Origin of the sequence: Variovorax sp. OV084 (assembly GCF_900111625.1) — a bacterium.
GTDB lineage: Bacteria > Pseudomonadota > Gammaproteobacteria > Burkholderiales > Burkholderiaceae_C > Variovorax.
The window spans coordinates 146,165-167,992 of sequence record NZ_FOII01000008.1 but is presented as its reverse complement, the minus strand read 5'-3'; the positions used below and the strand labels follow the sequence as shown (position 1 = coordinate 167,992).

The following is a 21,828-nucleotide window of genomic DNA, read 5'->3' as shown; positions in this document are numbered from 1 at the left end:
CCGATCCGGGCGCTCCGCAGCGCGGGCGCGCCGCGCTCAGAGCCGCTCGACGATGGTCACGTTGGCCATGCCGCCGCCTTCGCACATGGTCTGCAGGCCGTAGCGCTTGCCGCGCTGGCCGAGCGCGTGGACCAGCGTGGTCATCAGCTTGGTGCCCGAGGCGCCCAGCGGATGGCCCAGCGCGATCGCGCCGCCGTTCACGTTCAGCCGGGCCGGGTCGGCGCCCAGCGCCTGCAGCCAGGCCAGCGGCACCGGTGCGAAGGCCTCGTTGACTTCGTACAGGTCGATGTCCTCGATCTTCATGCCCGCCTTCTTCAGCGCGCGCTGCGTGGCGGGCAGCGGTGCCTCCAGCATGATCACCGGGTCGTGCCCCATCACGCTCATGTGGTGGATGCGCGCAAGCGGCTTCACGCCCAGCGTCTTCAGGCCGCGCTCGTTCACCACCATCAGGCCGCTCGCGCCGTCGCAGATCTGGCTGGCGGTGGCGGCGGTGCAGCGCCCACCTTCGGCAATGAGCTTGACGGCCGCAATGCTCTCCAGCGTGGCATCGTAGCGGATGCCCTCGTCGGTGGTGTGCAGCTCGCCGGGCTCGGTGCCGTCGGCCATGCGCACCGCAATCGGCACGATCTCGCGCTCGAAGAGGCCGGCCTGGGTGGCGGCAATGGCGCGCCTGTGGCTTTCCAGCGCATAGCGGTCGAGCTCGTCTTTCTCGATGCCGTAGTTCCTGGCGATCATCTCGGCGCCGGTGAACTGGCTGAACTGGATGTCGGGGTAGCGTTGCGCCATGAGCGGGCTCACGTAGAAGCCCAGCTCGTTCTTCAGCGGCAGCGTGCTGGGCATGCCCATCGGCACGCGCGTCATGCTTTCCACGCCGGCGGCGATGACGATGTCCATGCTGCCCGACATCACGGCCTGCGCCGCGAAATGCAGCGCCTGCTGCGACGAGCCGCACTGGCGGTCGACCGAAGTGGCCGGCACGGATTCGGGCAGCTTCGACGCCAGTACCGCGTTGCGCGCGATGTTGGAAGACTGTTCGCCGGCCTGGTCGACGCAGCCCATGATGACGTCTTCGACCAGTGCCGGGTCGGCATCGGTGCGCTCCACCAGAGCGTTGAGCACCTGCGCGGCGAGATCGGCCGGGTGCCAGCCGGCAAGGCGGCCGTTGCGGCGGCCTCCGGCGGTGCGTGCGGCGGCGACGATGAATGCTTCGGGCATGGGGAGTTCTCCAATGGGGTCTGGGGTTTGGAGAATTGTTGGCGCCGTGCCGCGGCGCAGCGTCGTCGGAACGGACGATTTTGGACTCCCGCTTTCCGTCCCCTACTTCGCGGGAAGTGATGCCGAGGTCGGAATCCAGACCTCGACGGTGCGATTGCTCGGCTTGAGTCGAGGGGACAGCTGCTCCACAGACCAATTGGCATCGCGGCGCAGCGCGTAGGCGCAACCGATCGATGCCTTGTCGTGATAGCGCACCGTGGGTTGGCTCACCTGCCTCGGCGGCGGGAGGTTGTTCTTGCGCGCCGACTCCGTGACGTTCTCGATCGGAGGCACGCTGGCGCCCATGCCCTGCCAACCCTCACGATAGGTGCGTGCGGCGTCTCTCTGGCTGCCGTCGTAAATCTGGATGTAGACCTGCACGCCCTTGCAGATTTCACTCTTCGGGCCCTCGCTGCCAGACGTCGCCGCAGGTGCCGAGGTGGCTCGCGCCGTCACGGCAGCAGCCGGTGCAAGCGGCGCGGCGGGAGGTGGCGATGCGGCAGGTACAGCCGGGGCGGGCGCGGAAGCCGCCGGCGCGGGCGGCGGCGCCGGAACCGGCGCATTCACGGGAGGAGCACCCACCGCCGGCGGAGCCCCGGCTGGCTTCGTCTCTACCGTGGGACATGCGCGACGCTCACCAAGACCGTCCGATTTCGACGCTCCTGCACCCTTCCCGGACGGCGAAGCGCTCTGATCGCCAGCCTCTCCGTAATCCGTCAGATAGTGATTACGGGCCACAAGCAATTCGGCACGGAAAGAACTGCAAAGGTGCATGCCATCGAGCGGCGCCGCGGCCGAATAGTCATAGCCCCAATAGCGCGGCAGCGGCTCCTTGGCGACCTTGTCCGGCCCCTGTTTGAGGCAGGCGGCAAGCCCGCTCTGCGCCTCCGGATGCTCCGCCTCCACAAGCCCCTTGCAAGCGCGAGAAAAGACATAAGGCACCACCTTGCTGCACTCGGCGAGGGTGTCTGCGTAGATGCGCTTGGCCAGCTCGGAGCGCTTGAACCAGTCCACCTCGCCGGCCGGGCACAGCGTGTCTGCGGTCTTGAGAAGCTCGCTGGCCAGCGCCTCGAGCTGGGGGGCGACCTGCGTGGGTCTGGCATTCGCAGGAAGAGCCGCAGGCAGCTTGCTCCAGAGATCGCTCAGTTCATCGAGCGCCTTGCGCTCCCTGTCCACGCGGCTGGCGCTCCCCACCTTCACACTGTCGATCGCCTGCCAGGCGGACACCCCCAGCGTCGCCGCCGCGCCCAGCCCGATCGACGCACCCACCGCCGTTGCGCCCACGCTGCCGATGATGCGCCCGCGCGCCGCTTTCTCGTCGCCGTTCAGCGCAGCGCCCGACAGGGCCACCGAGCAGTCGTCCGGCACGAAATGCGCCGGCTCGTTCTTGACGCAGTCCGCGCGCAGAGCCTCGATGAATGCCGGGCTCAGGTCCTGCGCCAGGACCTGCCCGAGCCGGAAGTAGCTCTCCCATTGCGCTTCCGAGAAGAACTGGTCGGCGGTCGTTTCCTGGGGAAAGGTTGGCGCTGCCCGCTTGAAGTTCTGAAGATCGATGGGCAGGCCCTTGCACATGTTCGGCTTGACGATCAGCAGGATTCCGCGCTCCCGCTTCAGCTTCGGCCCCACCTCCACAACCCCGTCCCTGTCGGAGTAATTGATCCGGGCCACTGCCAGGCAGGCATTGCTCGCGTTCGAGGCCAGCTCCTGCAGCGAGCCGAATGCGTGCAGCGCACCGTAGAAGCCCGAGGGCTCCGACGCCAGCCCGCGCGGAACCTCGCCCGGCAATGCCCGCCGGGGCCGCAGGAACTCGATGTCGGCCTGCAAGTCGATGCGCGCCTTGCGCACCAGGTTTTCGACATCGCCGAAGGTGTAGTCGGGGTCGGCTCCGCAATCCACCACGACGATGACTTCCGCGCGTTCCGAGAGCAACGCGTAGGCGCCGGTGTTCTCGAAATGCCCGCCATCGGTCATGAACCAGTCGCGGCCTTCCTTGCCCTCGAAGATCGCCAGCGTCTCGCGCATCAGGCCCCACGACTTGGTCAGGAAATCCGACCAATGTTTCTTGTCTTTCTCCGGCTGGCGCCACCAGTAGCCCAGCCGCACGCCCGCGAACACGAGCAGCGCAGCCACCCCGCCGCGCGTGAGCTTGCCCAGGCCCGGTGCCACGGCGGCACCCGACACCGCCATCCAGCTGCCGAGCGTCATCGGCGTGTCGCTGCCTTTCAGCTCTTTCCACTCTTCCTGCCCCACCCGCATGAAGCCGCCCGACGCCACGGTCAACGACAGGCCACGGCGGTCCTGGTTGAAGAGCTGCCCCCTCGGGTCCTTGGTCTGGTTGAGGCACACGTTGAGCAGGTGGACCGGTCCTCCAGGGGCCTGCGGCTTGTAGTGCGCAAGATCGGCGTCATCGTCCGCAACGATCGTGTTGACCGAAGCGGTGTCCAGGTTTGGCGGGAACACGGCCGGTACGGAGTCCAACGCCCCCAGAACCCCGTACGCGCCCTGCGCCGAAGGTTGGCCGAAACGCTGCGCGTTGGCCGCACCCAGATAGCTGCGGATCAGCCGTGCCCGGTAGAAGGCATGCAGCGACGAGAGGTTCAGGAACGCCGGCGTCTTGCCCGTGCACCAGAGATAGCTCACGACCGGCACCAGCAGCAGCCCCCAGATGCGCCATGCATCGGAAAAAGCCAGGTCCTGGCGCGGCACGAACAGCCCGCCCAGCACGGCCTTGTACACCAGCGACACCCACCACGCGAACAACAGGAAGGCCAGCAAATAGCCCAGCAGATGCGCAATGGCCATGAGGGCCTTCGACGTCGACCGCCCCGGCACCAGGTTCGACGCCAGCGGCAGCACCGCACGCAACACTGCCGCTGCCATCGCGAGATAAATGCCCGCACTCGCCAGCCCGATCTGCTGGAACGCCACATGCCATGCGAGCCGATCGGCCAGACCGATCGCCAGCACGACGATCAGCACCCGAAAACTGAAGGCGAGCTTGTTCGTCAGGAGGTTGCGCGCCTTGTCGGACTGCGGCTGGTGCGTGCCGCGGTCTTCGGACTCCGTCAACACGCCATCCGCCAGGCGCACGGCAAAGAACCAGACGGCGATCAGCACGCCGAAACCGCTCCAGAGAAAGTTCCTGAGATCGTCGCCGGTCTCGCTGCGGACATCTCCGAATGTCAGGCCCAGCCCGAGCAGCAGGGCACTCGCGACCAGCACGGCCAGGCAGATCCTCCAGACGCCGCCTTGCTGGCGCGTGGCCGCCACCCACGGCACGGCCCAATAAGCCGACGCATGGACCAGCACGAACACTCCGACCACCGGCAGCGCCAGCCAGACCACCGGGGTCCACGACGGCAGCCACTCGGCCAGCCACTGGAAGTAGCCCGCGATGCCGGGCAGGTACCCCACTTCCGCCATGCCCCACCAAGCCACCAGATTCAGCGCTGCAAGCGCGAGCCCCGCCAGCACGGACACCAGGCCCAGTTCCACGTGCACGCCGAGCAGGTTGCGCAGGTACAGCGCCACCGCGAAGGTGCGGTCGAGCGGCCCGCGCGGAATCAGGTAGCGACCGTTGGCGCGCAGCCACCAGATGAACCAGCTCGATCCGGCCTTGCCGACTTCGTCCTGGATGCGATCGAGATCCGCGCGATTGCGCGCCCTGCTGAAGAGCCGCCCGAGCATGGAGGCTGCATAGCCGCCGCCCGACACCGAGGACATCAGGTCGAAGCGCAGCAGCGCCCCTCGCCGCGCGAGCGCGCTGAAGACGCCGAGGCAGAAAGTTGCGCTGCGGATGCCACCACCCGAAAGCGCAAGCCCCCACTTCCGGGTCGAACCCGTCAAGGCGGGATCGCCCAGCGCGTCGCGTCGCTTGGCCACCTCTTCGTCGATAGCGCTCATCGAATTCCCCTCCAGTGGCACCTGGTGCGGCCGATGCGTCGGCCGGCCATGCTGCCTCTGGCTGCGAATTCAATCGGAAGGTGCGCGCCTGCACATCCCCCATAAGAGGTATGTCCGTGCGCGAGCGTGCGGAGGGTCGAACCGCTCAGCGCGGCGCCATGCGGATAGCGCCGTCGAGCCTCACGCTTTCGCCGTTGAAATACCCGTTGGTGATCATCAGCTCCGCCAGCGTCGCGTACTCCGCGGGGTTGCCCAGCCGCTTGGGGAACGGCACCGACGCCGCCAGCGCGGCCTTCACGTTGTCGGGCGCGCCCTGCAGCAGCGGCGTGTCGAAGATGCCCGGCAGGATGGTGTTCACGCGGATGCCTTCGCTCATGAGGTCGCGCGCGATCGGCAGCGTCATGCCGACGATGCCGGCCTTCGATGCGGTGTAGGCGGCCTGGCCCATCTGGCCGTCCTGCGCGGCCACCGAGGCGGTGTTGACGATGGCGCCGCGCTCGCCGTCCTGCAGCATGTCGAGCGTGAGCATGCCGGCCGCCGACTTGGCGATGCAGCGGAAGGTGCCGACCAGGTTGATCTGGATGATGCGGTCGAAATTCGCGAGCGGAAAGTGCTTGATCTCGCCCGTGGCCTTGTCGCGGCTCGCGGTCTTCACCGCGTTGCCGGTGCCGGCGCAGTTGACGAGCACGCGCTCCTGCCCGTGCGCCGCGCGTGCCTTGGCGAACGCCGCGTCGACCTGCTCTTCGGATGTGACGTCGACCTTGCAGAAGACGCCGCCCAGTTCTTTGGCCAAGGCTTCGCCCTGCTCGGCGTTGAGATCGAACAGCGCGACCTTCACGCCGTGGCTGGCAAGGCGGCGCGCGGTGGCGGCGCCGAGCCCCGAGGCGCCGCCGGTGACGACGGCTGCAATGCTGGAATCGAGTTGCATCTGCTGGTGTCCTTGAGGTGTCTTGACGGGTTTGTCCACAGCCAGTTTAGGAAGCAGAATCAGCCGCACACATCGTCGGAAACGACGGGATTTCAGCAGCACCGCATGCAGTCCCCCACACCCCGGATTCTCGAAACCAAGCTCAACCCCCCGGCCTTCGTCGCCACGCAGGTGCTGCGCACCGCGATCAGCGAGGAGATCGCCTCGGCAGCCGTGAAGCTGGTGCTCGTGCGGGCGCCGGCCGGTTTCGGCAAGACGACGGCCATGGCGCAGATCCGCGAGCGCATGGAGGCGCAGGACATTGCCACCGCGTGGCTCACGCTGGACCGCGCCGACAACGACGTATCGCGCTTTCTCGCATGCCTGGCCGAGGCCGTGCAGCGCCTGGGTGTGGAAGAGCCGCTCGCCAATGCACCCTTCGATGCTGTGGCTGCGCTGGCCGCCCACGACTCGCCCTTCACGCTGTTTCTCGACGACTTCGAAAGAGTGCAGGAGCCGGCCGTGCTGGGGCTGGTGCGCGAGATCATCGAGCACCTGCCGCGACGCGGGCAGATCGTGATCGGCTCGCGCAGCCTGCCCGACCTGGGCCTGGGGCGGCTGCGCGCGCGCGGCCAGCTGATGGAGATCGACACCGACCGCCTGCGCTTCAGCCTCGAAGAAACCAGCGCCTTCTTCAGCCTGCGCCAGGCGCAGGCAACCCACGCGTTGCCGGCCGACATGCTGTCGCAGCTGTACCGCAAGACCGAAGGCTGGGTGGCCGCGATCTGGCTCGCGTCGATGGCGCTGGAGCGGCATGGCACCACGAGCGGTTTCGTCGAACGCTTTTCAGGCTCAGACCGCGCCGTGGCCGACTACCTGGCCGAAGACGTGCTCGCCCACCAGCCGCAGGAGATACGCGACTTCCTGCTGCGCACCAGCATCCTGCGGCAGCTCGACGCATCGGTGTGCCAGGCGCTGTGCCCGCGCGTGGACTGCGCAGCCATTCTCGAACGGCTGGCCGCGTCGAACCTGTTCGTCACGCCCGTGAGCGGCGATGGCGACGCGTGGCGCTATCACAGCCTGTTTGCCGACTTCCTGCGCGCGCAGCTGGCGCGCGAGCAACCCGGCGAGCTGGAGCGCCTGCACCTCGCAGCAGCGGGCTGGTACGAAGCGCACGACCGCCCCGTGCCCGCCATCGACCATGCCATTGAAGGCGGCGACCACCCGTATGCGCTGACCCTGCTCGACAGCTACGCGGCGCAGTTCCTCGAACAGGGCCGCATGCGCATGCTGGCGCGCTGGTTCTCGGCCATACCCGAGCATCAGCTGCGCGAACACCCGTTCCTGCAGCCCATCTCGCTGTGGGCCACCTGCTTTACCCATGGCCCGTGGGACGCGATGCGGCAGTTGGAGCAGTCGGGTTGCCTCGACAGCCCCATTGCCGAAGTGCGCGCCAGCGCCCACACGCTAGTGCCCCTGCTGCTGGCCATGCAGGACCGGCACGACGAGGCCTACGAGGCCGGCCGGCCGAGCCTGGCGCGCCTGCCGACCGGCCTGGCCTTTGCCGACAGCGTGCTGCTCAACGCCATGTCCCACATCCTTGCCGTGCGCGGCGACCAGCAGGAGGCGCGGCGCCTGCTCGACGTGGCTCGGCGCGAGCAGGGCAACAGCACCTTCAACCGCATGTATACCGAGTCGCTGGCCGGCCTGTTCGACCTGCACGAAGGCCGCCTGCGGCAGGCCACCGCGCGGCTGCGCATGGCGGTCGATTCGACGCATGCGGTGTCCTACAACCACAGCCACGGCAATGCATGGGCCGGCGTGCTGTACGCAGGGGCCGTGTACGAGACCAACCAGCTCGTGCAGGCCGAGCACCTGCTGAACGTGTACCTGCCGCTGGCGCGCGACGTGGGCCTGCCCGACCACATGATCCTGAGCCACGTGATGCGCTCTCGGCTCGCCTTCCATGCAGGCGACATTGACGCGGCCTTCCAGGCCTTGACCGAGCTCGAATACCTGGGCCACCACCGGCAATTGCCGCGCGTGGTGGCGGGCGCCAAGCTGGAGCGCTCGCGCATGCTGCTGCTGCAGGGCAACGGGCCCGCATCGCACGACGAACTGCTGCGCGCCGACGACCCCGCGCTGTGGGAGCGCGAGCAGCGGCAACGCCTGCCGGCGCACGACCTCGACTATCTCGCGCTGGCGAAGGCACGCTGGGAGATCACCTTCGGCGACGCACGCGGCGCGCTGGGCGTGCTCGACGCAGAGTTGCATGCCGCGCTGGCCTCGGCCCGCAACCGGCGCGTGCTCAAGCTCAAGGTGCTGCGCGCGCTGGCGCTGCAGCGCGTGGGCGATGTGGCCGCCGCCGTCAACGAATTCGGCGAAGTGCTGCAGACGGCAAGCCAGGAAGGATTCATGCGGCTGATCCTCGACGAGGGACCGGCCGTGGGAATGCTGGTGCATCGGTATGCGGCGGCGCAGCATGAGGGCCCGCGCAGCGGCAGCACCAACGACCCGATCCTGGCGGACCATCTGCAGAGGCTGCTGCACGCCGTGGGACCGGCGGCAACAGGCGAAGCGGAAGCGCCGACCGGCGACAACGCCATGAAGGAGCCGCTGACGCGCAAGGAAATCCGCGTGCTGCAGTTGCTGGCCGAGGGCTATTCGAACAACGCAATGGCGGAGAAGCTGTTCGTGTCGGACAGCACGGTGCGCACGCACCTGCGCAACATCAACATGAAGCTGGACGCGAAGAGCCGGACGCAGGCCGTGGCCATTGCACGCAGGCTCGGGGTGATCAGGTAGCAGCCTGTCCGGCCTCGATGTAGAACTTAGTTCATCAATGGTGACTTCGGCTGTCACGATTACTACGGATTCCGGTGATACCCCGGCCGCCTCGCAATCCCTAGCATCCCTCTCAGGAACCGCGCCTTCCGAACGCTGCGGTACCGCAAGCAACAGAGAGCGACGCAAGCCGAAGCCACCATGCCCAAAGGTATTCCCAACCCCGCCGCCATGTATGGCATCTACCCTCGTGCCTGGGGCTTCGAGGTGTCGATCGTGCGCAATGGCACGCGCTACTACAAGCAGTTCGGCCGCGCCAGCTACGGCGGCGAGGAGCAGGCGCTGCTGCAGGCACAGAACTGGCGCGACGGCGTGGTGCGCAGCGTGCCGCCGGTGCCGCGGCGCACCCGGGCCGAGAAGCTGCGGATCAACAACACCACCGGCGTGTCCGGCGTCTTCTGCCAGGTCGCCTCGGGCGGCAGGGTGCGCGCCTGGGTCGCCAAGACCTATATCGGGCAGGACGAGATCCTGCGCACCGACTTTCCCGTGAACCTTGTGGGCGAGGCCGCCCAGGCGCTAGCCATCGAGGAGCGTGAGCGGCAGCTGGAGCGCATGGCCGGGCTGGCGAAGCTGCACCCGGCCGAGGAAACGATCCGCAAGAGCCCGCCGGCCAGCCACTCCGAACTGCTGGCGCCCAAGCGCTCGAAGTCCGAGATCAGGCGCAGCACCAATTCCAGCGGCGTGAGCGGCGTGCATTTCAAGGCGCCCAACCCGGGCCACCCGGGCTACTGGCTCGCCATCACCTACACCGCGGGCAAGGGCAGCGTGAGCAAGGCCTTCTCCATCAAGGAGCACGGGCCGGAGAAGGCCAAGCTGCTGGCCATCGAGGAGCGCGAGCGCCAGCTCGAGCAGAAGCTGATGTCGAACACCGCGCCCGCCAACGACCCGCTCACCATTCCCTTCCGGCAGGGCGCCCAGCAAGGCGCTCGGCAGCACGGCCTGGCCACCGCCGAGGCAAGGCCGCAGCAGTGAAAGGGCCGGCGAAAACGCACGCCTCATCCCCGGCGCTGCGCCCCGCATTGTCCCGGGCATGACCGCTTCCGCGGAATCGTCATGGCGCTTGGGCCAAAATAGCTGCGAAATGCGCGCGCCGATGAGCGACGAGCGAATCGGGGAGCCCATCAGACTCAGCAAAACTGAGTGCAAAAGCAGCAGCATCACGTCGAGAATGCCCAAAGGTATCCCCAACCCGGCAGCCATGTACGGCATCTACTCCAGGTCCTGGGGTTTCGAGGTTTCCATCGTTCGCAATGGCGTTCGCCATCACAGGCTGTTCGGCAAGGCCAGCTACGGCGGAGCGGAACAGGCCCTGCTCCACGCGCAGGACTGGCGCGACTTCATCGTGCGCAGCGTGCCGCCGCAGGCGCGCCGCGAGCGGGCCGAAAAACACCGCACCAACAACAGCACCGGCGTGACGGGCGTGTTCCACCATCTCGCGCCGGGCGGCCGTGTGCGGGCGTGGATGGCCAAGACCTACATCGCGCCCGACGAGATTCTTCGCACCGACTTCTCCGTCGCGGACCTGGGCGACGACGCGCAGGCGCTGGCGATCCAGGAGCGCGCGCAGCAGCTCAAGCGCATGACGGGGCTGGCGCGCATTCATCCGGCCGAAGAGGCGATCCGCATGGGGCTGTCGGCCCATCCGCCCGGGCCGCGCACGGCCAAGCGCTCCAAATCGGAAATCACCCGGCGCAACAACACCAGCGGCGTGAGCGGCGTCCACTTCAAGACGCCCAATCCCAGCCATCCCGGCTACTGGCTGGCCATTACTTACACCACGGGCAAGGGCAGCGTGAGCAAGGCGTTCTCGGTGAAGGTGCACGGCGCCGAAATGGCCAAAAGCCTGGCCATCGCCGAGCGGACAAGCCAGCTCGCCGACAAGCTGCGTGCCGAAGAAGAAGCCGCGGCCCAGCCAGCCTCGCAGCGCAAGCCGCGCACACGGGCGGCGGCATCCAGCGCCAAGCGGAACAACGGATGAAGGCCCTGCACGAAACCGGCTTCGCCGAACCGGCGAAGCCCGAAAGCTGCTGCGTGCGCGGAGCGGCCCACCCATGACGACGCACAAACAGCTCCACCAGTTGCTGCGCGTGGCCTCGCATCTGCTGGACCAGGCCGCAGCGGATGTGCGGGCCACCGGCCTCGACCCCGTGGACGAGAACATCCAGCGCATCGGCCGCGCGCTGATCGAAGTGATCGAAGTGCAGCGGCAGATCTACGCCGCGCAACCCGAACTGCAGCCCAAGTCGCTGGCCGCGTCGGCGCGCGAGAACGATGCCAACCGGCTCTTCACCCAGTTCACGCTGGAGGCGCTGGAGCTGGAAGACGCGGGCCACACCGACGCGGCGCGCGAGAAGTACACCCAGTTCATCGGCCTCTCGCCGTCGTACCCCCACCGCGAGATTGCACGGGCGGAGATCCGGCGGCTGTCCTAGGCGCGCTGCTGCTCACAGCGCCCTGGCGATCACTTCCTTCATGATCTCGTTGGTGCCGCCGTAGATGCGCTGCACCCGGGCGTCGGCATACATGCGCGCCACCATGTACTCGTTCATGAAGCCGTAGCCGCCGAAGAGCTGCAGGCACTCGTCGATCACGCGGCCCTGCGCCTCCGAGCCCCAGAGCTTGGCCATCGAGGCGGTGGCGGTGTCGAGCTTGCCGGCCACGAGATCTTCCACGCAGCGGTCGATGAAGGCGCGGCCCACCTTGATCTGCGTGGCGATCTCGGCCAGCTTGAACCTGGTGTTCTGGAACTCGACGATCGGCTTGCCGAAGGCCTTGCGGTCGCGCACGTAGTCGAGCGTGGCCTGGTAGGCGCCTTCCATGGTGGCCAGCGCGCTCAGGCCGATGATGGTGCGCTCGTAAGGCAGGTCGCTCATGAGCTGGAAAAAGCCCTGCCCTTCCACGCCGCCCAGCAGAGCATCGGCGGACACGCGCACGTCGTCGAAGAAAAGCTCGGAGGTGTCCTGCGCCTTCATGCCGATCTTGTCGAGCACGCGGCCCACTCGAAAGCCCTTGCAGCCCTCGGTCTCGACAATGAGGATCGACGTGCCCTTCGCGCCCTGCGTTGGGTCGGTCTTGGCCACCACCAGCACCACGCCGGCGAGAAAGCCGTTGGTGATGAAGGTCTTGGAGCCATTGATGAGGTAGCCGCCGTCCTTCTCGCCCTTCGTCTTCTCGGCGCGGGTGCGCACGCCCTGCAGGTCGGAGCCCGCGCCGGGCTCGGTCATGGCGATGGCGCCCACCAGCTCGCCGCGCGCCATGCGCGGCAGGTAGTGGAGCTTCTGCGCCTCGGTGCCGTGGTTGAGGAAGTAGTGCGCCACGATGGCGTGCACCGATGTGGCCATACCGGTGAGCGCGCGGCGCGACATCTCCTCGTAGACCACGGCCTCATGGCGGAAGTCGCCACCCGCGCCGCCGTATTCCTCGGGAATGTCGGCGCACAGCAGGCCCAGGGCGCCGGCCTTGCGCCACACCTCGTGCCCCACGTGGCCGCGCTTGCGGGCCTCCTCGTCATGCGGGAGCACTTCGGTCTCGACGAAGCGCACCACGTTGTCGCGGTACAGCTCCAGGTCTTCGTCGCTCCAGGAGCGGCGGAAATCGATGGACATGTTGTCTTCCTTGGTTTGTTGTCTTGCGGTCTTGGCGGGGCTCAGCCGACGCGGCGCTCCCTGCCGGCCCAGAAGGGTTCGCGCAGCTGGAACTTCTGCAGCTTGCCGGCCGCCGAGAGCGGCAGCGCGTCGCGGAACTCCACGCTGCGCGGGCACTTGTAGCCGGCGATCTGCTCGCGGCAGTGGGCGATGACCGCCTCTGCCTCCAGCGCCATGCCTTCGCGCCGCACGATCACCGCATGCACGCGCTCGCCCCACTTGTCGTCGGGCACACCGATCACGGCGGACATCAGCACTTGCGGCATCTGCGCGATGGCGTTCTCGACCTCGGCCGAATACACGTTCTCGCCGCCGCTCACGATCATGTCCTTCATGCGGTCGACCACGTACACGAAGCCCTGCTCGTCCATGTAGCCGCCGTCGCCGGTGTGCATCCAGCCGCCGCGCAGCGCGGCCTCGGTCTGCTCGGGCTTGTTCCAGTAGCCCTTCATGACCATGGGGCCGCGCGCGACGATCTCGCCGACCTGGCCGTGAGGCAGCTCGTTGTCTTCGCCGTCGACGATACGCACTTCGGCAATGGAGATCGGCGTGCCCGCCGAGCGCAGCAGGCGCTCGCGGTCGGGCCCGGGCAGGTGGCAGTGCGGCGGCAGCGCGGTGACGACGGGCGACAGCTCGGTCATGCCGTACACCTGCGCGAACGCGGTGCCCGGAAAGGCGCGCATGGCCTGGTCGAGCAATGCCGCGTCGATGGGCGCCGCGCCGTACGACAGCAGGCGCAGGCTGGACAGGTCGAATTCGGCGAAGCGCGGATGCTCGATCACGCGCTTGATCATGGTCGGCACCAGGAACATCTCTGTGATGCGCGCCGACTGCAGGGTCTGCAGCACGGCCAGCTCGTCGAACATCGGCACCACGTGCACCGGCATCTGCCGCAGCAGGCTCTGCAACGCCACGCCGCAGCCGGCCACGTGGAACATGGGCGCCGCGACGATGGCGGCCGCGTCGTGCGTGTCGCGCGGCAATGCCGCCACCGTGCCCAGCGCATTGATGCACAGGCTGCTGTGCGTGAGCATCACGCCCTTGGGCTGGCCAGTGGTGCCGCCCGTGTACATGATGGCCGCGAGCTCGTCGCCGCTGTGCGGTGCGTCGTCGATGGGCTGCGCTTGTGCCAGCAGCGCCTCGTAGCCGGCCATGCCTTCGGGCACGGCACCGTCGCCGCAATACACCACGGTGCGCAGCGACTTCGACAGCTGGCGCAGCGCGGGCACCATGGGCGCGAAGAGGTCGTCGACCAGCAGGATGCGGGTGTCGCAGTCGTCGAGCGAGTACGCAACCTCCTTCGGATTCCAGCGGATGTTGACCGGGTTGATGACGCCGCCGCCCCACCAGGTGCCGAAGAAGTATTCGACGAAGCGGTGCGAGTTGAGGCTCATCATGCCGACGCGGTCGCCACGCGCCATGCCGAGCTGCTTCAGCACGGCGCCCAGACGCGCGACACGGTCGGTGAAGGTGCCGAAGTCCAGGCGCGTGTTGCCGCAGACCACGGCGGTGGCCCGGGCGTTTTCGCGGCGGCCTTTGAGCAGGGGTTGGGTGAGGAACATGCGGGGCTCCTTCAGGCGCCGCACAGGGGTGCAATGGCATCCGCCGCCACGCCCCAGCGACGCAGCACGGTGGAGCCGTCATCGCGCGCCGTGGCCGGGGGCACCACGGGCGCGGTGCGGCTGAAGCGCGGCGCGGGCGCGGGCTGCACCACGCCGCCCACGTTGGCGAAGGTGCCGCGCGCCACGTTGTGCGGATGCTCCGGAGCCTCGTCCCAGTCGAGCACGGGCGCGAAGCAGGCGTCGCTGCCTTCGAGCAGCACGCACCACTCGTCGCGTGTACGGGTGCGGAACACGTCGGCCATGCGCAGCTTGAGCAGCGGCCAGCGGTCGGCGTCCATCTGCGCGTCGAAGGCGGGGTCGTCGGCAATGCCGCAGCGCTCGCACATGAGCGCGTAGAACTGCGGCTCGATGGCGCCCACGGCCACGTACTTGCCGTCGGCGCACGCGTAGGTGTCGTAGAAGTGCGCGCCGCCGTCGAGCATGTTCTCGCCGCGCTGGTTGCTCCACTGGCCAGCCGACTTGAATCCGTACATCATGGCCGACAGCAGTGCCGCGCCATCGGTCATGGCGGCATCGACCACCTGGCCCTGACCGGAGTTCTTCGCCTCGTGCAGCGCGGCGAGGATGCCGAAGGCCAGCAGCATCGCGCCGCCACCGAAGTCGCCCACGTAGTTGAGCGGCGGCACCGGCGGTTCGCCCGCGCGGCCGATGGCGTGCAGCGCGCCACTGATGGCGATGTAGTTGATGTCATGGCCTGCGGCATGCGCCAGCGGGCCGTGCTGGCCCCAGCCAGTCATGCGGCCATAGACCAGACGCGGGTTGCGCGCATGGCATTCGGCGGGGCCGAGGCCCAGGCGCTCCATCACGCCGGGGCGAAAGCCCTCGATGAGCACGTCGGCCTTTTCGATGGCGTCGAGCACGGATTGCGCCGCGCCTTCCGCGCGCAGGTCGACCTGCAGCGTGCTGCGCCCGCGCGCGAGGATGTCGTGCGGCGCGGTGCGCGTGCCGGGGCGCTCGATGCGGACCACCTCCGCGCCCATGTCGGCGAACAGCATCGCGCAGAAGGGCCCGGGGCCGATGCCCGCCATCTCGATCACCCGAAGGCCTTGCAATGGACCTGCCATGGTCTGTCTCCTGTTTGTGGAGGCATCTTGGCTCGGAGGCGGCGGGACTGCATCGTCCAAAGCGACGAATGCGAGCCCCCAGTGTCTACGTTGCGGCCTGGCGCAGCTTCGCCACGCGGCGCAGATGCCACGCGGGCGGGCCGAACTGGCCTTCGATGAGCGTGGCGCGGCGCACGTAGTGGCCGACCGCCAGTTCCTCCGTCATGCCCATGCCGCCGTGCAGCTGCACCGCGCCCTGCCCCACGGCTTTGCAGGCCTTGGCGGCTGCGACCTTGGCGGAAGACACGGCACGGGCGCGCTCGTTGTGGTCGGCTGTGTCGACGTGCTCGCCGACGCTCGCAGTGAGCGCGGCGGCCTGCTCCAGCGCCATGTGCATGTCGGCCAGGCGGTGCTGCAGCACCTGGAAGCTGGAGATCGGCACGCCGAACTGCTTGCGCTGGCGTACGTAGTCGAGCGTGTCGCTCATCAGGCGGCGCATGACGCCGATGGACTCGGCGCAGACTGCGAGCGTGGCTTCGTCGAGCGCCCGCTCGATCTGCGGCAGCGCGCTGCCCTCGGCTCCGAGCAGCGCTTCAGCGGGCAGGCGCACGTCGTCGAAGGCGATGTCGGCGGCGCGGCCGCCGTCGCGGGTTGGGTAGGCGCGCAGGCGCACGCCGGCTGTTTCCCTGGGCACGACGAGCAGCGAGAGACCGGCGCCGCTGCGCGCGCTCACGATGAAGTGGCTGGCCCATGGCGCGGCGTGCACCACGGCCTTGCGGCCGTTCAGGCGAAAGCCGTTGCCTTCGCGCGCGAGTTCGGTCTGCACATCGGCGCGGTCGTGCCGGCTCTGCGGCTCACCGTGCGCGAAGGCAAGCACGGCCTGCCCCGCGACGATGCGTTTCAGCAGCGCATCGGCCTGCGCGCCGGGGTGGCGCTGCAGCAGGCCCGCGCCGATCACCATCGTCGACAGGTACGGCTCGGCAGCGAGTGCGCCGCCCAGCGTTTCCATCATCGCGAGGTGGGCGGCCATGCCGCCGCCGAGGCCGCCCCGCGATTCGGGCAGCGCCGCGCCCAGCAGGTCGAGTTCGCTGGCCAGGCCCTGCCAGAACGGCGGAGGCGCATCGTCGGCCTTGCGCAGCGCGTACAGGCGCTGCTCGAAGCCGTGGTTGTCGTCGAGGTAGCGCGCGAGGCTGTCGCGCAGCATCGCGAGGGTTTCGTCCTGCTCGGTGAGGGTGCTCATGGAAGGACCTCAGTTCGCCAGCAAATGGGCCGCGACGATGTTGCGTTGCACCTCGTTGGAGCCCGCGTAGATGGAAGCCGCACGGTCGTTGAGGTAGGCCGACATCGAGAACACGGCGTCCTCGGGAATCGGCGGCTCGCCTTGCAGGCCGTCGTCCAGCGGCAGGTCGACGGCGGCGTAGTGGGCGGCGATTTCTACGCCGAGCTCGGTCAGCCGCTGGCGCAGCTCGGAGCCCAGCACCTTGCCCATCGACGGGCGGATGCCCGGTTGCTCGCCGCGGGCCTGCGCGCGCAGCGATTGCAGCTCGGTGGCTTCGAGCGCATCGATGGCGCACTCGGCTTCGGCCAGGCGCAGGGCCATGTCGTCGGCTTCGTGTGCGTCGCCGCCTGAAGCTGAAAAGGCTGCATCTGCCGCGGTAGTCAGCCGGCGCAGGCGTGCGCGCAGCATGGGCGCCCATGCGCCGCCGCGCTCGTGCTGCAGCAGGTACTTGGCGATGGTCCAGCCCTGGTTCTCCTCGCCGATGAGCCCGTCGGCCGGCACGCGCACGTCGTCGAAGAACACCTGGTTAAGCTCGTAGTCGCCCGAGATGCTGATGATCGGCCGGATGGTGATGCCCGGCGCCGGAATGTCGAAGCACAGGAAGCTGATGCCCTGCTGCGGTTTGCCGCCCGAGGTGGTGCGCACAAGGCAGAACATGCGGTTGGCGTACTGCGCGTGGGTGGTCCAGATCTTGGTGCCGTTGATGACGTAGTGGTCGCCGTCGCGCACCGCCTTGCACTGAAGCGAGGCCAGGTCGGAGCCCGACTGCGGCTCCGAGTAGCCCTGGCACCAGTAGTCCTCGCCCGATCGGATGCCGGGCAGCCACGCGCGCTTCTGCGCCTCGGTGCCGAAGGCGATGATCACCGGCGCGACCATGCCCGGCCCCATGGGTGCGCGCGGTGGCGCATCGGCGGCGGCAAGCTCGGCCGCGAAGAGGTAGTGCTGCATCGGTGTCCAGCCGGTGCCGCCGTGCTCGACCGGCCACTGCGGCACGCTCCAGCCGCGCTTTGCCAGCACGCGGTGCCAGCGGTTGCCGTATTCGTAGTCGGTGAAGATGCCGGAGCAGCGCCGGCCCGCGGCACGCAGTTCGGGCGTCAGCTCACGCGCCAGGAAGTCTCGAACCTCGTCGCGGAATGCGGTCTCCGCCGCCGTGAGTGCCCAGGCCATGGTGTTTGTCGTCTCCTGCTGTCGGAATAACACCGGCCGAGTGTGAGGCCCCCGGAGGCCCGGTGGCATCGTCGGATCGGACGAACGCGGCCACGCGCGGCATGGCGCCTCGAAAGCCACCGCCTTCCGTAGTCTTTTGTTTTCATTCGGGATAATCCGATACGTCGGCGTCCCGGTTCCTGCTCCAATGCGTGCGGGAGTTGTTCCGGGCGCCCGAGAACGCGCCGCCCTCGAAGGAGCACCGCAGTGAGTACTGTCATTCCCGGCTTCCCGCACAGCAGCGTCGAGCGGCTGTGCGACTACGAACTGCCGGAACCGCCCGCCAGCCTTTTCCAGACGTCACCGGAGCCCGATGGCCCCGAGAATTTCGCACTGGCCTGGTGGCTATGGATGGACGAAATGAGCAAGAGCATGCTTCGGCATTACGACGCCTGGCGCGAGCAACTCGGCCATACGACGAACGACCCCGGCCGCAAGGGCTGACCGGCCTGTCCGGACGGGCTCAGGCCGCGACGGCTTCGCGCTGCGGCGTCGCCTTCGTCGGCACGGGCATGTGCTGCGCCCAGTCGATGATTTCCAGCGTGCCGTCGGCATGCTCGGCCAGTGCCGTCAGGCTCTCGACCCAGTCGCCATCGTTGCAATAGAGGATGCCGTCGATATCGCGCATCTCGGCATGGTGGATGTGCCCGCAGACCACGCCCTGTGCGCCGCGCTTGCGGGCTTCGCGGGCCACGGCCACTTCGAAGTCGCCCACGTAGCTCACCGCGCGCTTGACCTTGCCCTTGAGGTACTTCGACAGCGACCAGTACGGCAGCCCCATGCGCGCACGCAGCGAGTTCAGATGGCGGTTGAGCTTGAGCGTGAACTCGTAGAGCGAATCGCCCACGTAGGCGAGCCACTTGGCGCACTGGATGACGCCATCGAACAGGTCGCCATGGATGATCCAGAGCTTGCGGCCGTCGGCCGTCTCGTGAATCCATTCTTCGGCCACGTCGATGCCGCCGAAGTTGTGATGCAGGTACTTGCGGGCGAACTCGTCGTGGTTGCCCGGAATGAAGATCACGCGCGTGCCCTTGCGCGCCTTGCGCAGCAGCTTCTGGATCACGTCGTTGTGCGCCTGCGGCCAGTACCAGTGGCGCTTGAGCTGCCAGCCGTCGATGATGTCGCCGACCAGGAACAGGGTCTCGCACTCGGTGTGCTTCAGGAAGTCGAGCAGCGCACGAGCCTGGCAGCCGGGCGTGCCCAGGTGCAGGTCGGAAATCCAGAGGGTGCGGAATTGCAGGGGTGGACGTACGCGATCATCGTCCTCGGGGTCGAGGGCCCGGGTCGCGGTGTCGTGCCATGCACGAAGGAAGGCGTCGTCGCGTTGCATGGACGGGTAGGCTCCCACCGCCACGTGACCATACGATGGCGCCTCCGTGACATCCCGGTGACTTGTGGCCCAACGGCAACGCCACAATCGCGCGATGCGCCCCGGCCAGATCATCGTTCTCGCAACTCCCGTTTTCTTCCTGCTGATCGCAATCGAATTCGCGGTTGGCCGCATGCGCGCACGACGCGGCACGGGGCATGACACCTATCGCCTCGCCGACGCAGTGAACAGCATCGGCCTGGGCATGCTGAGCCAGATCAGCGCGGTGCTCACGGGGCTGCTGCGCATCGGCATCTACACGGCCGTGTATTCGGCTGTGGCGCTGTTTCCGCAAGAGGCAGCGCGCGACTTCTGGACGACGTGGTACGGCTGGCTGCTGGCGCTGGTGTTCTACGACTTCTGCTACTACTGGCTGCACCGCATGGGCCACGAGTCGGCCATCCTGTGGGCGGCGCACGTGGTGCATCACCAGAGCCAGCACTACAACCTGTCGACCGCGTTGCGGCAGACATCGAGCGGCGCACTGCTGGGCTGGGTGTTCTACCTACCGATGGCGGTGGCGGGCGTGCCGCCGCTGGTGTTCGGCGTGGTGGCGCTGGTCGACCTGCTCTACCAGTTCTGGGTGCATACCGAGCAGGTGGGCAAACTGGGCTGGTTCGACCGCTGGTTCTGCTCGCCGTCGAACCACCGCGTGCACCACGCGGTGAACGACAAGTACCTCGACCGCAACTACGGCGGCATCCTGATCGTGTGGGACCGGATGTTCGGCAGCTTCCGCGAGGAAGACGAACGCTGTGTCTACGGCACGCGCGGCGAGCTGCGCAGCTGGGACCCGCTGTGGGCCAACGCCGAGGTGTACTGGGCGCTGGCGAAGGATTCATGGCATGCGCGCAGCTGGGCTGACAAACTGCGCGTGTGGTTCAAGCCGCCGGGCTGGCGGCCGGCCGACGTGGCAGCGCGATTTCCAAAGCCCGCCTTCGACATTTCAACGGTGACGCGCTACGAACCGGTGGTGAGCCGGGCCGTGCAGTGGTTCGCGGGCGTGCAGTTCATGCTGATGCTGGCGGGGGCCATATTCTTCCTGTGGTTCTCCGACACCATGCCGCTGCCGCAGGCCGCCGTCTGGCTGGCCGCGCTGACGGCGAGCCTGTGGGCCATCGGCGGTGTGCTGCAGGGGCGGTTGTCGATGACCGAGGTGCTGCTGATCGAGGCAGCGGCCCTGGCCACGGCGAGCGCGGCGCTGGGCATCGGCTGGCTGCACCTCGTCTTCAAGCCGCTGGCTTTGTCGATCGCGATCTTCTTCGCCGCGCGGCGGGCGATGGCGGCCGGTGCCGTAACGACCTTCGACGGGCTGCTGCTGACGGGCCTGGTGGCATCGCTGGCCGGCGACGTGCTGCTGATGGGGCCGCCCAAGCTTTTCGTGCCCGGGCTCGTGTGCTTCCTGCTGGCGCACCTGGCGTACATCGCGCTGTTCCGCATCGGGGTCGGCCTGTTTCCGCGCCGCGGCGTGCTCGCGGCGACGCTGCTGATCGGCGCGGGGATGTACGCGTTTCTCTGGCAAGGTGGGCTGCCCGTCGCCCTGCGGGTGCCGGTCGGCGTCTATGTGGTCGTGATCGCCTGCATGGCGGCACAGGCCATCGGGCGGGCCGCCGTGCTACGAAGCGCGGACCCTGCCGCGCTGTGGGTTGCGGTGGGCGCATGCTTCTTCATGCTGAGCGACTCGCTGCTGGCAACGAACCGTTTCGTGTCACCGCTGCCGCTGGCGTCGCTGTGGGTGCTGGCTACCTACTACGCTGCGCAGATTCTGATCGTGCGTCACACGCGGCCTGCGGGAAGAACAAGGAGCTAGTCGACGCAGCGCTGGATTTCCACCGTGGAGTGGCGAATCTCTTCGTGCATCGAGAAGCACGCCCGCACCTGGTTGGCCGTCAGCGTCATCGAATGCGTCACCACCGTGAGCGCACAGGCATACGCATCGCGCCCCACGCGCCACACGTGCAGATCGGCCACGCGCGTTTCCGAATCGGCCAGCGTCGTCTCGACGCCTTCGCGGATCTCTTGCGTCACCGGGTGGTCCATCTCGCGGTCGAGCAGCACCTTGCCGGTTTCCTTCAGCAGCCCCTTGGCCCAGACCGCCACCAGCACCGCGCCGACGATGCCCATCGCCGGATCGAGCCAGGCCCAGCCGTAGAACCAGCCGCCCAGCAGCGCCGCGATGGCCAGCACCGAGGTGGCGGCATCGGCCACTACGTGCATGTAGGCGGAACGCAGGTTCAGGTCGTGGCCATGGTCGCCATGCGCGTGGTGATCGTCATGCCCGTGATGATGGTGATGCGCCCCGCCCAGCAGCCGCGCACAGACCAGGTTGACCACCAGCCCCAGCACCGCGACCGAAATGGCTTCGGGGTAGTGAATGGCCGAAGGTGACCACAGCCGCTCGAGCGAGCCCACCACCATCAGCGCCGCGATGCCCAGCAGCACCAGCGCACTCGCAAAGCCGCCGAGCACTTCGATCTTCCAGGTGCCGAAGGCAAAGCGCGGGTCGCGCGCGTAGCGCCGCGCGGCCGCATAGGCAAAGGCGCTCAGGCCGATGGCCAGCGCGTGCGAGCTCATGTGCCAGCCGTCGGCCAGCAGCGCCATCGAGTTGAACCACCAGCCGGCGCCGATCTCGACGACCATCATCGCGGCGGTGATCCACATCACGAGGCGGGTGCTGCGCTCGGCGGAGGCGGTGTCGGCGTCGAAATGGTGGTCGTGCTGCCAGGCACTCAGGTCATGAGTGTGCATGTGTCT

The 21,828-nt window shown here is 68.0% G+C and carries 16 protein-coding genes; 6 read left to right on the top strand and 10 right to left on the bottom strand.

The annotated features are described in order from the left end of the window. Positions 1-36: 36 nt before the first annotated feature. From BMW87_RS21055 to BMW87_RS21045, 3 genes are all read right to left on the bottom strand, one after another. Complete coding sequence (locus tag BMW87_RS21055) at positions 37-1,215, bottom strand: acetyl-CoA C-acetyltransferase (protein WP_093078438.1); 1,179 nt, start codon at positions 1,213-1,215, stop codon at positions 37-39. Between the two features lie 102 nt (positions 1,216-1,317). Continuing rightward, positions 1,318-5,157: a patatin-like phospholipase family protein gene (locus BMW87_RS34760; RefSeq protein ID WP_143062604.1), complete on the bottom strand. Its 3,840-nt coding sequence runs from the start codon at positions 5,155-5,157 to the stop codon at positions 1,318-1,320. A 145-nt stretch (positions 5,158-5,302) separates the two neighbouring features. Further along, positions 5,303-6,085, bottom strand: a complete 783-nt coding sequence (locus tag BMW87_RS21045) for an SDR family NAD(P)-dependent oxidoreductase (protein ID WP_093056669.1) — start codon at positions 6,083-6,085, stop codon at positions 5,303-5,305. A 105-nt stretch (positions 6,086-6,190) separates the two neighbouring features. Between BMW87_RS21045 and BMW87_RS21040 the strand changes: the two genes are divergently transcribed. From BMW87_RS21040 to BMW87_RS21025, 4 genes are all read left to right on the top strand, one after another. Beyond that, on the top strand, positions 6,191-8,869 hold the full coding sequence (locus BMW87_RS21040; protein WP_093078436.1) for a winged helix-turn-helix domain-containing protein: 2,679 nt from the start codon (positions 6,191-6,193) through the stop codon (positions 8,867-8,869). A gap of 180 nt (positions 8,870-9,049) precedes the next feature. Beyond that, positions 9,050-9,880, top strand: a complete 831-nt coding sequence (locus tag BMW87_RS21035; protein WP_093056671.1) for an AP2 domain-containing protein — start codon at positions 9,050-9,052, stop codon at positions 9,878-9,880. A 196-nt stretch (positions 9,881-10,076) separates the two neighbouring features. After that, complete coding sequence (locus BMW87_RS21030) at positions 10,077-10,886, top strand: AP2 domain-containing protein (protein ID WP_256216855.1); 810 nt, start codon at positions 10,077-10,079, stop codon at positions 10,884-10,886. A 73-nt stretch (positions 10,887-10,959) separates the two neighbouring features. Then, positions 10,960-11,340 (top strand): hypothetical protein, encoded by a 381-nt coding sequence (locus tag BMW87_RS21025; protein WP_093056673.1) that lies wholly within the window; start codon positions 10,960-10,962, stop codon positions 11,338-11,340. Between the two features lie 12 nt (positions 11,341-11,352). Here the strand turns inward: BMW87_RS21025 and BMW87_RS21020 are convergent, their stop codons facing one another. From BMW87_RS21020 to BMW87_RS21000, 5 genes are all read right to left on the bottom strand, one after another. After that, on the bottom strand, positions 11,353-12,513 hold the full coding sequence (locus BMW87_RS21020; protein WP_093078433.1) for an acyl-CoA dehydrogenase family protein: 1,161 nt from the start codon (positions 12,511-12,513) through the stop codon (positions 11,353-11,355). A 41-nt stretch (positions 12,514-12,554) separates the two neighbouring features. After that, a complete protein-coding gene (locus BMW87_RS21015) occupies positions 12,555-14,114 on the bottom strand; it encodes a long-chain-fatty-acid--CoA ligase (RefSeq protein WP_093078432.1) in 1,560 nt (519 codons plus the stop codon). Positions 14,115-14,125: 11 nt separating this feature from the next. Then, positions 14,126-15,238, bottom strand: a complete 1,113-nt coding sequence (locus BMW87_RS21010) for a CaiB/BaiF CoA transferase family protein (RefSeq protein WP_093078430.1) — start codon at positions 15,236-15,238, stop codon at positions 14,126-14,128. An 85-nt stretch (positions 15,239-15,323) separates the two neighbouring features. Beyond that, on the bottom strand, positions 15,324-16,457 hold the full coding sequence (locus BMW87_RS21005; RefSeq protein WP_093078429.1) for an acyl-CoA dehydrogenase family protein: 1,134 nt from the start codon (positions 16,455-16,457) through the stop codon (positions 15,324-15,326). 9 nt (positions 16,458-16,466) lie between these two features. Beyond that, the gene (locus BMW87_RS21000) at positions 16,467-17,663 is read right to left on the bottom strand and encodes an acyl-CoA dehydrogenase family protein (RefSeq protein ID WP_093078427.1); all 1,197 of its coding nucleotides are present in this window, start codon (positions 17,661-17,663) and stop codon (positions 16,467-16,469) included. A gap of 246 nt (positions 17,664-17,909) precedes the next feature. Here BMW87_RS21000 and BMW87_RS20995 point away from each other — a divergent pair, with 246 nt between their 5' ends. Then, the gene (locus tag BMW87_RS20995) at positions 17,910-18,146 is read left to right on the top strand and encodes a hypothetical protein (protein WP_093056678.1); all 237 of its coding nucleotides are present in this window, start codon (positions 17,910-17,912) and stop codon (positions 18,144-18,146) included. A gap of 19 nt (positions 18,147-18,165) precedes the next feature. Here the strand turns inward: BMW87_RS20995 and BMW87_RS20990 are convergent, their stop codons facing one another. After that, positions 18,166-19,035, bottom strand: coding sequence for a UDP-2,3-diacylglucosamine diphosphatase (locus BMW87_RS20990; protein WP_093056679.1), 870 nt, complete (start codon positions 19,033-19,035; stop codon positions 18,166-18,168). 94 nt (positions 19,036-19,129) lie between these two features. On the opposite strand from BMW87_RS20990, the gene BMW87_RS20985 reads away from it, so the two are divergent. Beyond that, a complete protein-coding gene (locus tag BMW87_RS20985) occupies positions 19,130-20,884 on the top strand; it encodes a lysoplasmalogenase family protein (protein ID WP_093078426.1) in 1,755 nt (584 codons plus the stop codon). Here the strand turns inward: BMW87_RS20985 and dmeF are convergent. Beyond that, on the bottom strand, positions 20,881-21,822 hold the full coding sequence (gene dmeF, locus BMW87_RS20980; RefSeq protein WP_093078424.1) for a CDF family Co(II)/Ni(II) efflux transporter DmeF: 942 nt from the start codon (positions 21,820-21,822) through the stop codon (positions 20,881-20,883). The genes BMW87_RS20985 and dmeF overlap by 4 nt on opposite strands. Between the last annotated feature and the right edge of the window lie 6 nt (positions 21,823-21,828).

Bases quoted from the DNA above. Each gene is read 5' to 3' on its own strand.
- BMW87_RS21005 (WP_093078429.1), bottom strand. From the start codon at position 16,457: ATGAGCACCCTCACCGAGCAGGACGAAACCCTCGCGATGCTGCGCGAC.
- BMW87_RS20990 (WP_093056679.1), bottom strand. From the start codon at position 19,035: ATGCAACGCGACGACGCCTTCCTTCGTGCATGGCACGACACCGCGACC.
- BMW87_RS21035 (WP_093056671.1), top strand. From the start codon at position 9,050: ATGCCCAAAGGTATTCCCAACCCCGCCGCCATGTATGGCATCTACCCT.
- BMW87_RS21015 (WP_093078432.1), bottom strand. From the start codon at position 14,114: ATGTTCCTCACCCAACCCCTGCTCAAAGGCCGCCGCGAAAACGCCCGG.
- BMW87_RS21020 (WP_093078433.1), bottom strand. From the start codon at position 12,513: ATGTCCATCGATTTCCGCCGCTCCTGGAGCGACGAAGACCTGGAGCTG.
- BMW87_RS21045 (WP_093056669.1), bottom strand. From the start codon at position 6,085: ATGCAACTCGATTCCAGCATTGCAGCCGTCGTCACCGGCGGCGCCTCG.
- BMW87_RS21030 (WP_256216855.1), top strand. From the start codon at position 10,077: ATGCCCAAAGGTATCCCCAACCCGGCAGCCATGTACGGCATCTACTCC.
- BMW87_RS20985 (WP_093078426.1), top strand. From the start codon at position 19,130: ATGCGCCCCGGCCAGATCATCGTTCTCGCAACTCCCGTTTTCTTCCTG.
- BMW87_RS21000 (WP_093078427.1), bottom strand. From the start codon at position 17,663: ATGGCCTGGGCACTCACGGCGGCGGAGACCGCATTCCGCGACGAGGTT.
- BMW87_RS21025 (WP_093056673.1), top strand. From the start codon at position 10,960: ATGACGACGCACAAACAGCTCCACCAGTTGCTGCGCGTGGCCTCGCAT.
- BMW87_RS21040 (WP_093078436.1), top strand. From the start codon at position 6,191: ATGCAGTCCCCCACACCCCGGATTCTCGAAACCAAGCTCAACCCCCCG.
- BMW87_RS21055 (WP_093078438.1), bottom strand. From the start codon at position 1,215: ATGCCCGAAGCATTCATCGTCGCCGCCGCACGCACCGCCGGAGGCCGC.
- dmeF (WP_093078424.1), bottom strand. From the start codon at position 21,822: ATGCACACTCATGACCTGAGTGCCTGGCAGCACGACCACCATTTCGAC.
- BMW87_RS21010 (WP_093078430.1), bottom strand. From the start codon at position 15,238: ATGGCAGGTCCATTGCAAGGCCTTCGGGTGATCGAGATGGCGGGCATC.
- BMW87_RS34760 (WP_143062604.1), bottom strand. From the start codon at position 5,157: ATGAGCGCTATCGACGAAGAGGTGGCCAAGCGACGCGACGCGCTGGGC.